The 12,542-nt window shown below is 34.5% G+C and carries 15 protein-coding genes and 1 pseudogene; all 16 read left to right on the forward strand.

Translation table 11 applies throughout. The annotated features are described in order from the left end of the window. A partial coding sequence (locus ABDJ34_RS05125; protein WP_412701596.1) for an ABC transporter ATP-binding protein occupies window positions 1–1,111 on the forward strand: 1,111 nt, incomplete at its 5' end. A gap of 302 nt (window positions 1,112–1,413) precedes the next feature. After that, the gene (locus tag ABDJ34_RS05130; RefSeq protein WP_412701597.1) at window positions 1,414–1,551 is read left to right on the forward strand and encodes a hypothetical protein; all 138 of its coding nucleotides are present in this window, start codon (window positions 1,414–1,416) and stop codon (window positions 1,549–1,551) included. 55 nt (window positions 1,552–1,606) lie between these two features. Continuing rightward, window positions 1,607–3,388, forward strand: coding sequence for a recombinase family protein (locus ABDJ34_RS05135; RefSeq protein ID WP_412701598.1), 1,782 nt, complete (start codon window positions 1,607–1,609; stop codon window positions 3,386–3,388). Further along, a pseudogene (locus ABDJ34_RS05140) lies at window positions 3,348–3,668 on the forward strand (23S rRNA (uracil(1939)-C(5))-methyltransferase RlmD); the annotation flags it as partial. The gene ABDJ34_RS05135 and the pseudogene ABDJ34_RS05140, both read left to right, overlap by 41 nt. 16 nt (window positions 3,669–3,684) lie before the next feature. Next, window positions 3,685–3,966 (forward strand): CD1845 family protein, encoded by a 282-nt coding sequence (locus ABDJ34_RS05145; RefSeq protein WP_055318231.1) that lies wholly within the window; start codon window positions 3,685–3,687, stop codon window positions 3,964–3,966. Window positions 3,967–4,054: 88 nt separating this feature from the next. After that, complete coding sequence (locus tag ABDJ34_RS05150) at window positions 4,055–4,834, forward strand: replication initiator protein A (RefSeq protein WP_412701599.1); 780 nt, start codon at window positions 4,055–4,057, stop codon at window positions 4,832–4,834. After that, on the forward strand, window positions 4,831–5,682 hold the full coding sequence (locus ABDJ34_RS05155) for an ATP-binding protein (RefSeq protein WP_412701600.1): 852 nt from the start codon (window positions 4,831–4,833) through the stop codon (window positions 5,680–5,682). The genes ABDJ34_RS05150 and ABDJ34_RS05155 overlap by 4 nt, the downstream gene beginning before the upstream one ends. Continuing rightward, window positions 5,679–6,164, forward strand: coding sequence for a PcfB family protein (locus ABDJ34_RS05160; RefSeq protein WP_148465174.1), 486 nt, complete (start codon window positions 5,679–5,681; stop codon window positions 6,162–6,164). The genes ABDJ34_RS05155 and ABDJ34_RS05160 overlap by 4 nt, the downstream gene beginning before the upstream one ends. Next, window positions 6,161–7,945: a VirD4-like conjugal transfer protein, CD1115 family gene (locus ABDJ34_RS05165; RefSeq protein ID WP_412701601.1), complete on the forward strand. Its 1,785-nt coding sequence runs from the start codon at window positions 6,161–6,163 to the stop codon at window positions 7,943–7,945. The genes ABDJ34_RS05160 and ABDJ34_RS05165 overlap by 4 nt, the downstream gene beginning before the upstream one ends. Before the next feature lie 53 nt (window positions 7,946–7,998). Then, a complete protein-coding gene (locus tag ABDJ34_RS05170; RefSeq protein WP_412701602.1) occupies window positions 7,999–8,130 on the forward strand; it encodes a hypothetical protein in 132 nt (43 codons plus the stop codon). Then, window positions 8,111–8,422, forward strand: a complete 312-nt coding sequence (locus ABDJ34_RS05175; protein WP_412701603.1) for a single-stranded DNA-binding protein — start codon at window positions 8,111–8,113, stop codon at window positions 8,420–8,422. The genes ABDJ34_RS05170 and ABDJ34_RS05175 overlap by 20 nt, the downstream gene beginning before the upstream one ends. A 3-nt stretch (window positions 8,423–8,425) precedes the next feature. Then, entirely contained in the window at window positions 8,426–8,641 is a 216-nt protein-coding gene (locus tag ABDJ34_RS05180) for a Maff2 family mobile element protein (RefSeq protein WP_000394208.1), read from the forward strand. 19 nt (window positions 8,642–8,660) lie between these two features. Further along, window positions 8,661–9,524, forward strand: a complete 864-nt coding sequence (locus ABDJ34_RS05185) for a VirB6/TrbL-like conjugal transfer protein, CD1112 family (protein ID WP_000466907.1) — start codon at window positions 8,661–8,663, stop codon at window positions 9,522–9,524. A 17-nt stretch (window positions 9,525–9,541) separates the two neighbouring features. Next, on the forward strand, window positions 9,542–9,805 hold the full coding sequence (locus ABDJ34_RS05190) for a hypothetical protein (protein ID WP_047212297.1): 264 nt from the start codon (window positions 9,542–9,544) through the stop codon (window positions 9,803–9,805). 3 nt (window positions 9,806–9,808) lie between these two features. Next, entirely contained in the window at window positions 9,809–10,198 is a 390-nt protein-coding gene (locus ABDJ34_RS05195) for a PrgI family protein (RefSeq protein WP_412701604.1), read from the forward strand. After that, window positions 10,110–12,539, forward strand: a complete 2,430-nt coding sequence (locus ABDJ34_RS05200) for a VirB4-like conjugal transfer ATPase, CD1110 family (protein ID WP_412701605.1) — start codon at window positions 10,110–10,112, stop codon at window positions 12,537–12,539. The genes ABDJ34_RS05195 and ABDJ34_RS05200 overlap by 89 nt, the downstream gene beginning before the upstream one ends. The last annotated feature ends 3 nt before the right edge of the window (window positions 12,540–12,542 follow it).

Raw genomic sequence — 12,542 nt, forward strand, 5'->3', positions numbered from 1 at the left:
TAAATCCTATAATCTTGGTGGAGAAAATAACAGAGCCTTAAGAAAGTCTATAAAAGATACATCAAATATACTTTTAGATTTAGAAATATCTGTAGCACCTTACACAGTTATCCAAAGAATTGTAATGGGAATAACAACAGTAGCTATGGTCTATGTATCATTAAAATTAAATTTATCTGGTGAACTTCCACTTGCTGAAACAATTCTTATGATTATGGCATCCTTTATTATCTTTGAAGGATTAATCGGGGCAGGATCAAACATGGCAATCCTAAGAGCTTGCGAAAATGCCATAGATTCTGTAGGTTTTATCGACTCTATGCCTGATATGAAAGAAGGAAGTATTACAGAGCCTATAAAAAATCATGATATAGTCTTTAAAAATGTCAGCTTCTCTTATGATGACAGACCCATTTTAAAAAATGTATCAGCAGAGATAAAAGAAAATACCATGACTGCCATAGTTGGTCCATCTGGATCTGGTAAAACAACATTTTGTAATCTTATTGCAAGATTTTGGGATATAAACTCTGGAGAAATTTTCATAGGTGGAAAGAATATTAAGGACTATAAGATAGAAAACTTAATGAATTCTATTTCCATGGTATTTCAAGACGTCTATCTCTTTGAAGATACAATTGAAAACAATATAAAATTTGGAAAACAAAATGCAAGCCATGAAGAAGTTGTAGAAGCTGCAAAGAAGGCAAGATGTCATGAATTTATAGAAGCTTTACCAGAAGGATATAACACTATCATTGGGGAAGGTGGAGCAAGCCTATCTGGTGGAGAAAAACAAAGAATCTCCATAGCCAGAGCCATGCTAAAAGATGCGGACATCATAATCTTTGATGAAGCCACAGCAAATATAGACCCAGAAAATGAAGATAAGCTTAAAGAAGCGATAGAATCATTAACAAAAAACAAAACAGTAATTATGATTGCCCACAGACTAAAGACAATTAGAAATGCAGATCAAATTTTAGTTTTAAAAGATGGGGAAATAGTTGAACGTGGAAATCATGAAGAACTGATTAAAAATAATGGACTTTATTCTGACCTTATAAATGCAAAAGCTAAGGCGGAATCATGGAAATTAAATAATTTATAGGAAGAAATATTAAAGTCTTTAAACAGTAAAATTTAGAAAAGAGGATTTATGCCTAATAGCATAAGTCCTTTTTTTATGTTCAAATTAATCATTGAAACTCAAAAATACTATAAAAAAATAAAAATTTTGGTTACCAAAGAGGGCAAATTTCACTTTATAAAGTGAGGGGTGTTTTATCATCTTTCTATAAAAATCAAAATACTTTGAAGTGTGAATATTCTTGAAATTGATTATGTGAGATTAGCATATTTCAAATTTAATCCACTTATCAAGGTAAAAAAATAATTTACATAGGAGGTAAAATGCAAGCAATAAAGATTTATAGTATGAGAGTTGCTATGTTATGTAGACTTTATGATCTTAAATTAATTAATGATAAGGAATATACAAAAATTAAGAACAGATTAGATAATGATTATAAGAAGATGGATAGAAAGTAATTAATCTTGTGATATAATAACACTGTAGAAAGATACAAAATGGGAAGGAGGTAAAATGAATACTAAAGTAAAAGTAATAAAAGCTTCAAATAAAGGAGCAAGAAATAGAAATGCACTACATTTAGATTTAAAACGAGTTGCGGCATATTGTCGAGTAAGTACAGATAGTAAAGACCAACTTGAATCATATAAATCGCAAGTTGATTATTATACGAATCTAATAAAAAATAATAAGAACTGGACTTTGACTGGTATATATGCAGATGAAGCAACAACAGGAACAACTGCTACTAAAAGAGCAGATTTCATGAGACTAATAAGTGATTGTCAAAATGGAGATATAGACATGATAATAACAAAATCTATATCGAGATTTGCTAGAAACACATTAGATACTTTGAAATATGTAAGGCTTTTAAAGGAAAATAACGTTGGTGTAGTATTTGAAGAAGAAAATATAGATACTTTGACAATGGATGGAGAGCTATTATTAACAATATTAAGTTCAGTAGCTCAACAAGAAGTAGAAAATACCTCAGCCCATGTAAAAAAAGGACTGAAAATGAAAATGGAAAAGGGGGAGCTTATTGGTTTTCAAGGTTGCCTTGGCTACGATTATGACCCTACAACAAAAAGCATCTCTATAAATGAAGAAGAAGCCAAAATTGTTAGATATATCTTTAAAAGATATTTAGAAGGCAATGGTGGTTCGGTCATTGGTAGGGAACTAGAAGAACAAGGATATCTCACCCCGAGAGGTAAAACAAAATGGTCTGATACTACAGTGTTAGGAATAATTAAAAATGAAAAGTATATTGGCGATATACTAATGGGAAAAACTTTCACAGTTGATCCTATAACAAAAAGAAGACTAGCAAACTTTGGAGAATCTGATAAATACCACATAGAAAATCATCACGAGCCAATTATATCAAAAGAAGATTTTGAAAAGGCACAGGAGATTAGACTTAGAAGAGCACAAAACAGAAACACAATTGCTAACAAGGATAGGAAGAGAGAAAAACTATCAAGACAATATGCTTTTTCAAGTATGCTGGAATGTGGATTTTGTGGAGAGATACTTTCAAGAAGAACTTGGCATACAAGTTCAATTTACAAAAAAATTAACTGGCAATGTGTAAGATCAACTAAAAAAGGTAAAAAATATTGCCCTCATTCAAAAGGAATACAAGAAGCAGCAATAGAAAAAGCTTTTGTTGAAAGCTATAGGCAATTATGCCATGCAGATTCAACTGTAATAGATGACTTTTTAAAAATTGTTGAAGAAGAAATAAATGATGAATCTTTAGTCAAAGATTTGAAAAAGTTAGAAAACCAATTAAACAGAATCATTAGTCAAGAAAGAAAGTTAGTTGATCTTCATTTAGAAGATAGTATAGACGAAGAAGTTTATGCTAAAAAGTATAAAAAACTTACAAAACAAAAAGAAGAATTACTTGATGAAAAGAAAACATTAGAGCTAACTATCAAAGATGAAAACTCTATTAAAGAAAGATTAAAGCAATTTAAAAAGGTCTTAGAAAACAAAGAAATTATAGAAGAATTTAACAGAACAGTATTTGAAAGCATAGTTGATAAAGTCGTAGTGGGTAGAATTGATAAAGACGGAACAGTCCATCCTTATGACCTGACATTCTATTTCAAAACAGGAATTAAAGATAATCAAGATTCTAATAACTTTAAAGATAAAAGAAAAAATGCTAAAGATAATGATATTAATAAATTGTACTCCTACAAGAATGACGAGGATAAAAAATTATGTTCCCAAGCAAAAGACAACGCACGTGGAGACGGTAGCACTTTTGTCCAAACTTGATGTCGATAAGCATATAAATATTGAAATTGAGCTGGATGAGCTTGATTTGACAAGTGCTGAAAGTAAGGCAACATATGCTCAAATCAAAGAATATGTTTGGAATAAATTTGAATTAAAAGTTCCGACATTATATATTGCACAGATAAAAAGGAAATGTGGAATAGAATTACGAGAACATTACAACAAGTCTAAAAAGAAGAAACAAATTATTCCACAGTGTACACCTGAAAAAGAAAAAGCTATCATGGATGCCTTGAGACACTTCAAAATGATTGAATAGAAAGGGAAGATATTTTATGAGATGGATAATAAAAATAATCTTTTTCCCAATCAGCTTCCTGCTTAGTATTCTCACTGCCTTTCTGACATTCTTACTCGGAATAGGAACGGCACTGCTATATTTGCTGATGATGTTTTGCATATTTGGAGCAATAGCATCTTTCTTACAAAAAGAAGTTACCATCGGAATCGAAGCATTGATTATTGGATTTTTAGTTAGTCCATACGGCGTACCGATGATTGGAGCAACCGTTATAGCATTCTTTCAGGGAATCAATGAAGAGATAAAATCAATCTAAAAAATTTAATACAAATGGTAACCAAAGGCGATAGAGAAAAAAACTATCGTCTTTTTCTTTGCAAATTTTTTGGAGAGGAGGTGAAGCGATGGACTTTGACTATTTCTATAACAGAGAAGCAGAGCGATTTAATTTTCTTAAAGTACCGGAGATATTAGTTGATGGAGAAGAATTTAAGGGGTTGTCAGCGGAAGCAATTATCCTTTATTCCATGCTTCTAAAACGAACGGGAATATCTTTTAAGAATAACTGGATAGACAAAGAAAATAGAGTATTTATCTATTTTACCGTTGAAGAAATTATGAGAAGAAGAAATATCTCAAAGCCGACAGCCATAAAAACATTGGATGAGTTAGATAGTAAAAAAGGAATCGGACTGATTGAAAGAGTAAGGCTTGGACTTGGAAAACCTAATATCATTTATGTGAAAGACTTTATGAGTGTATTTCAAGCAAAAGGGAATGACTTTCAGAAGTCAAAAAACTTTACTTCAGAAGTAAAAGATGTTGACCTCAGAAGTAAAGAAAATGAACTTCAGGAAGTTAAAAATGTTGACTCTAACTATATAGAGAATAATAAGAGTAAGTATAGTAAGAGAGAATATAGTTTTTGCGAAAACGGACTTGGAACATTTCAAAATGTATTTTTAACTGATGAAGATATTTCTGATTTACAAATCAAACTAAATGCACAGCTTGATAATTACATTGAACGCTTATCTGCATATATCAAGAGTACCGGAAAGATCTATAAAGACCATAAAGCGACGATACTTTCTTGGTTTTATAAAGATCAGGGCAAAAGCAAGCAGGCGAAAATATCAAATGTACCGACATGGGAAGAATATAACAAAGGAGAACATTTATGAAAAGAGAATTGGAAAAAATAATGATAGAGGATGTAGAATTTGCCTATGATTCTGAAAAAGAGTATATCAAAGACGGACACGCCTATTGTAAAGTCTGCCACGAAAGAAAAGACGGTGATGTAATGGAATTTTTCGGAAACAAAATGATATTAAGGATAGCTTGTAAATGCGATAGAGAAATAGAGAAACAAAAGAAACGAAGAGAAAAACAGATGGAAATTGAAAGGTTAAAAAGAACCTGCTTCAATTCCATGAGGGAGTGGTCATATACCTTTGAAAATTATCAGGGAGAAGAAAATCAAAGCCTCATGATTGCAAAGAATTTTGTAGAAGATTATGAGAAAATGAAAAAAGAAAATATCGGACTTCTTTTTTATGGCTCTGTAGGAAGCGGAAAGACCTATCTTGCCTGCTCCATTGCAAATAGCCTTATTGAACAGTATCAAATAAGTGTTAAGATTAGAAATTTTGCACAGATTATCAATGAACTTCAAAAGAGCAGCTTTGACTTTGATAAAAACGCATATATTGAATCCCTTGTAAATACTTCCGTTCTTATCTTAGATGACTTGGGAATTGAAAGGGATACAAGCTATGCTAAAGAGCAGGTATATAACATTGTCAATAGCAGGTACCTAAAACAGAAACCAACAATTTTCACAACAAATCTTTCCTACGACACAATTCAAAACTGCAAGGACAGTGTTGAATATCAAAGAATCTATTCAAGAATTATTGAAATGTGTATTCCCGTTATGGTTGTAGGTGAGGATTTCAGAAAGTTTATTCAAAGAGATAAGCTAACTCGCAATAAAGATAGATTACTGAACGGAGGTGAAAGGACTTGATCAATGAAGAAATTGCAAGAAAAACGCTCAACATGGAAGTGAGAGCCGGCAAAGTAACAGGCAAGATACTTTTGGATTTGATAAGGAAGTTACTGAAAGAATCAGAAAAAATCGGTGGACTTGAAAAGCTCGTTGGGAGTAAAGGGAATGAAGTAAAACTAAAAGATATGGTTAAAAAGGGACAGCTTGAAGAGATACCAGTAGAAGAAACAGAATTGAAGGAACTGAAAAAAGAACTGAACAGATATGGAGTTAAGTTTTCGGTAATGAAAGATAAAGAATCAGGTAAATACTCAGTGTTCTTTCAAGCAAAAGATATGAAAGTGATGGACAAAGCATTTAAGCACGCCCTTTCAGAATCAGAAAAGAGAACGGAAAGGAAAGAATCTATTCATAAAAACATTGAGAAGTTTAAGGAGATGGCTAAAAATTCTGTTTCTAAAGACAAAATCAAGAACAAGCAAAAGGAGCAGAGCCTATGATAGAGAAAATACTAAAGGACATCAAAGGCTTGTTTAAGGTGCAGGATAAGGCAAAGTTTCTAAAGCAGAACATTCCCTATCTTGCATTTTTCTATGTTGGCAATATCTTCTCTCACCATATACGAGCCTATACTGGTGGCGATGTAATAGACAAAATCTTTCAAGGGATATTAGAGCTTAACACCATGAGCTTTATTCCAAGCATTCATCTAACTGACATTCTAATAGGCATAGGAGTAGCAGCTTTAATTAAATTCATTGTCTACAGCAAAGGCAAAAATGCAAAAAAGTTCAGACAGGGAAAGGAGTATGGTTCAGCAAGATGGGGAACGAGAAAAGATATAGAACCGTATATGGATGAAAAGTTCCAGAACAATATCTTGCTTACACAAACTGAACGATTAACTATGAACGGCAGACCAGCTAATCCAAAGTACGCGAGAAATAAAAATGTTTTGGTTATAGGTGGTTCAGGCTCCGGAAAGACAAGATTTTATGTAAAACCGAACTTAATGCAAATGCACTCGTCATATTGCGTGACTGATCCTAAAGGAACAATAGTCCTTGAGTGTGGCAAGATGCTTGAAGATAATGGCTATGAGATTAAAATTCTAAATACCATAAACTTCAAAAAATCCATGAAATACAATCCTTTTGCATATATTCGTTCTGAAAAAGATATTCTAAAGCTTGTTCAGACAATTATCGCAAACACGAAGGGCGAGGGAGAAAAAGCAGGTGAGGACTTTTGGGTGAAAGCTGAGAAACTCTACTATACGGCACTTATCGGATATATCTGGTATGAAGCTCCAAGAGAAGAAAAGAACTTTGCAACACTGCTTGATATGATAGACGCTTCAGAGGTAAGAGAAGATGATGAAACCTACATGAATCCGATTGATAGACTCTTTGAAGCATTGGAAAAGAAAGAACCGACACACTTTGCGGTGAAGCAATATAAAAAGTACAAATTGGCTGCGGGGAAAACAGCAAAATCTATTCTAATATCTTGTGGTGCAAGACTTGCTCCATTTGATATACAGGAGCTTAGGGACTTGATGTGCGAGGATGAACTGGAGCTTGATACACTGGGAGATAGAAAGACGGCACTCTTTGTCATTATCTCTGATACAGATGATACTTTTAACTTTGTGGTATCTATTATGTATTCTCAGCTATTTAACTTGCTATGTGATAAGGCAGATGATGTGTACGGAGGAAGATTACCTGTTCATGTAAGATGCCTACTTGATGAGTTTGCAAACATCGGCTTAATTCCAAAGTTTGAAAAGCTAATAGCGACAATCCGTTCCAGAGAAATATCAGCAAGTATAATTCTTCAAGCACAATCTCAGCTAAAGGCAATCTATAAAGATAATGCTGACACAATTGTGGGCAACTGTGATAGTACCTTGTTTCTTGGTGGTAAGGAAAAGACCACATTAAAGGAACTTTCCGAAACACTGGGAAAAGAAACGATAGATTTATATAACACATCGGAAACAAGGAGCAATCAAAAGAGTTTTGGACTTAATTATCAAAAGACAGGTAAGGAACTTATGAGCCAAGATGAAATTACAGTCATGGATGGCGGTAAATGTATTTTTCAGCTTCGTGGTGTCAGACCTTTTCTATCGGATAAATTCGATATTACAAAGCATAAGAACTATAAGCTGCTTGAGGACTATGACAAGAAAAATTTGTTTGATATAGAAAGCTATATGAAGCGAAAAGGGAAAGCAAAATTAAATAGAGAAACAGTTATTACAAGAGTGCAGTAAGTCTAAAAAACATAGATTTGCTGCTTTTTTATTACTCAAAGTCAGGAGGTAAGATGATAAGAATACGAAGTCCCACTAAGAAAAAAGTAAATAGTATGACCATTAGCGATTGGAAAAGAAAAAACACCAATCGCTTTTTTATTGAAAGAAAAGGAGAAATTTTTAATGAAGCAAGAAATGATTAACATCAATGCTAATTTATTGGCAGAGCCCACTTTTTCAAGTTTTGACAAAGAGGGAGAAACTGTTGAGGTTGCAAACTTCACGCTTGTAAAAAAGTACGGGAAAGGCAAGGAGTATATCAACTGCGCAGCCTATGGAGAAAAATCGGAGAAAGCAAAGGACTTTGAAAAAGGCGATTTGATTCATATCTTTGGTTACTTTAAGAAGCGTGAAAAAGAGGGAAAGACTTACAAAAACTTTGTAGTGAAGTCATATAACAAGATTGAAAAGAAAGAAGAAAGCGAGGAGAAATAAATTATGGAATTTTTTACACAGGCAGTTAATGTATTAAAGATTTTGGTAATGGCAGTAGGTGCAGGACTTGGAGCATGGGGTGTTATCAACCTGATGGAAGGATATGGCAATGACAATCCGGGTGCAAAATCTCAAGGTATTAAGCAGCTGATGGCAGGAGGCGGTATTGTCCTTATCGGACTTAAGCTTATTCCACTTCTTGCCAATGTACTCAAGTAAGAAGAAAAGGAGAGCTTAGATGTTTGGAATATTCGACAAGATAGAAGAATTTTTTAAGGAACTTCTACTGGGCGGTATCCAAGCAAACTTAGAGTCCATGTTTCTTGACATCAACGATAAAGTTGGTGCAGTTGCAACAGATGTAGGAAAAACTCCCATGGGGTGGAACGGAGATGTATTTGCCTTTATCAAAAGCATTAACGATTCCGTCATTATTCCCATAGCGGGACTAATCATCACAGCAGTCCTTTGTATTGAGCTTATCAATATGGTAATGCAAAAGAACAATATGCATGATACGGACACCTTTGAATTTTTTAAGTACATCATTAAGATGTGGATTGCTGTATGGTTAGTATCTCATGCTTTTGAGTTTTCAATGGCGGTCTTTGATGTGGCACAACATATGGTAAATAAGGCGGCAGGGGTGATAAATACCTCTGCCACCGTTTCCGGAGATCAGATAGTGGCAATGATGGATACCTTAAAAGAAAAGGGGCTTGGAGAGCTTGTCATGATTCTTTTTGAAACCTCACTCATAAAGGTTGCCATAGAGGTAATTTCCATTGTAATCATGCTTGTGGTTTACGGAAGAATGTTTGAGATTTATGTTTACTCATCGGTTTCAGCCATTCCATTTGCCACAATGGGAAACAAAGAGTGGGGACAAATTGGCACAAACTATATCAAAGGACTATTTGCACTTGGGCTACAAGGACTCTTTTTAATGGTTTGTCTTGGAATATACGCAGTATTAGTTAAGACAATACAGATAACAGATATACACACAAGTACCATGACGATACTTGGATATGCGGTTTTGCTGGGACTAATGATGCTAAAGAGCGGAACTCTGGCCAAAAGCGTATTAAATGCACACTAACAGAAAGGAAGGATAGGATGATCAAAAGAAAAACAGTATTTACAGCAGTAGTAATCGGAGCAGGTGTTATAGCGGTGATTGATAGAATCAAACTTTTTAGCAAGATTAATGACTTGGAAGAAAGAACAAAAGACATCGGTCGCTGCCATAATGACTTTTGTATTTTGCAGGAAAGATATAACAAAAATATAGATAAACAGATAGAAAGCATTCAGGAAGAAATCGGCTCTGTTTATGAACACATGGCAGAGCTTTCAAAGGAAAAAGAAGATGGGAGGTAAGTTATGGCGTATGTACCAATCCCAAAAGACCTAAAGAAGGTAAAAACAAAGGTAGCTTTTAACTTAACCAAAAGGCAGATGATAGGGTTCACACTCACAGGACTGGTAGGACTACCAGTCTATTTATTTATGCGAAAGGTCGTTCCAAATGATATAGCCGTCATATTTCTCATTGTGTCCACGCTCCCTATCTTTTTCATCACTCTTTTTGAAAAGGACGGACTGACATTTGAGAAATATTTTAAATATATTTACCTTCATAAGTTTTATCAGCCACAAAAAAGAGTGAGAAAGGAGGTTTACCTTGAAAGACAAAAGAAAGATTCAGCAGGTAAAGTTAGAACAAAACAAAAAAATGTTAAGAAGTCAAAGACAGGACTTAAAGCAAAATAAGGGAAAATCTAAAAAAGATAAAGGCGGGCTACTTGACCTTATTTTTAGAAAAGAACCAAAAAGATATACTGTCGAAGATACCATTCCCTATCTTAGACTCTTAAAAAGCGGTATATGTCAGCTTGACGAAAAGCACTTTAGTAAAAGCATAGCCTTTCAGGATATTAACTACCAACTTGCCTTAGATGAAGATCGAGACTTGATTTTTAATCAGTTTGCAAATTTTCTAAACTCCTTTGATCCAAGTATTAGTATTGAGTTTTCATATATCAATCAACTTGGACGAAACGAAGAAATGAAGTCGGCAATTCAGATACCGGATAAAAAGGACGGTTTTGACGATATACGTCTTGAGTTTAGAGAGATGCTTAAAAGTCAGATTGTAAAGGGAAATAATGGACTGAAAAAATCAAAGTATGTAACCTTTACAGTAGAAGCGGATAATTTAGAGCAGGCAACATCAAAACTTGAAAGACTGGAGATAGATATATTATCTAATCTCAAAAGTATGGGGGTTCGTGCTGAAAGTCTTACAGGAGAAGAAAGATTAAAGATACTTCACGATATATTAAATCCCAATAAGACCTTTGAGTTTTCATACAAAAATCTGAGGAAAAGGGAAAGCACTAAAACATACATTGTACCTGATGAATTTAACTTCACGCCTTCAAGGTACTTTAAGTTTGGAAAATTTATCGGGGCAGTAAGTCATTTTCAAATTCTTGCAAGCGAGCTTTCAGACCGTATGCTTGCCGAGTTTTTGGATATTGATGATAACATCAATATTTCCTTTCATATTAAGGCAATCGACCAATCGGAAGCTATTAAAATGGTAAAGAGAAAAAATACCGATATTGACAAGATGAAAATTGAGGAAAATAAGAAAGCGGTAAGAAGCGGTTATGATATGGACATTCTTCCATCGGACTTAATCACCTATGGAGAAGATGTAAAGAGTCTCTTAAAGGACTTGCAGACAAGAGATGAACGAATGTTTGTGGTAAGTATCGTCTTTATGAACTTTGCAAAAACGGTGCAAAAGCTTGATAACACAATCTCTCAGATAAGTTCCATTGCAAATAAGCATAACTGCAAGCTGAAAAGACTTGACCATACGCAAGAACAAGGACTTATCAGCGTGCTACCTCTTGGCGTAAACAAGATTGAGATAGATAGAGGACTAACCTCATCATCTACGGCAGTTTTTATGCCCTTTACCACAGAGGAGCTTTTTATCAATTCAAGTAACAGTCTTTATTACGGACTAAATGCCTTAAGCCATAACCTGATTATGGCAGATAGGAAAAAACTCAAAACTCCAAACGGTCTAATCCTCGGAACTCCCGGAAGTGGTAAATCCTTTAGTGCCAAAAGAGAAATGGCAAATGCAATTTTGGTAACAGATGATGATGTGATTATCTGCGATCCAGAAGGAGAGTATGGAAACCTTGTGAGACAGTTTAACGGAGAAGTCATTAAGGTCAGCAGTAAGTCCAAGGATTACCTGAATCCCCTTGATATAAACATGAACTATGGTGATGGAGATGCACCTTTAAAGGATAAGGCGAACTTCATTATGAGTATGCTTGAGCTTGTAGTTGGTGGCAGTGGACTTACAGCAGAAGAAAAGTCCGTTATAGACAGGTGCTTACCTAAGATTTACGAAAGGTATTTTGAAAATCCAGAACCTTGTAATATGCCTATACTTCAAGACCTATACGATATGTTAAAAGGACAGGAAGAAAAGGTCGGTAAAAAGCTGGCAACGGAGATGGAAATCTATGTATCAGGCTCTCTTAATGTCTTTAATCACAGGTCAAATGTGGACTTAAATAAGAAACTCCTTTGTTTTGATATTAAAGAGCTTGGAAGTCAGCTAAAGAAAATCGGTATGCTTGTCATTCAGGATCAGGTGTGGAACAAGGTATCGCAAAACAGAGGAAACAAAGCGACAAGATATTATATCGACGAGTTCCACTTGCTGCTAAAAGATGAACAGACAGCATCGTATTCTGTGGAAATATGGAAGCGTTTTAGAAAATGGGGAGGTATTCCAACAGGTATTACGCAAAATGTCAAAGACCTACTTATGAGTAAGGAGATAGAAAACATCTTTGACAATACGGACTTTGTCTTAATGCTTAATCAGGCCTCAGGAGATAGAGAGATACTTGCAAGAAAACTTAAAATCTCACTTCCTCAGCTCAGATATGTTACCAATTCCAACGAGGGAGAGGGACTACTGTTCTTTGGAAATACCATTGTTCCTTTCCTTGATAAGTTCCCGAAAGATACAATTCTCTATCAGAAGATGACTACCAAGCCTGAAGAAGTGAGGTAGCCT

The sequence above is a fragment of the Finegoldia dalianensis genome (genome assembly GCF_046255015.1).
Taxonomy (GTDB): Bacteria; Bacillota; Clostridia; order Tissierellales; family Peptoniphilaceae; genus Finegoldia; species Finegoldia magna.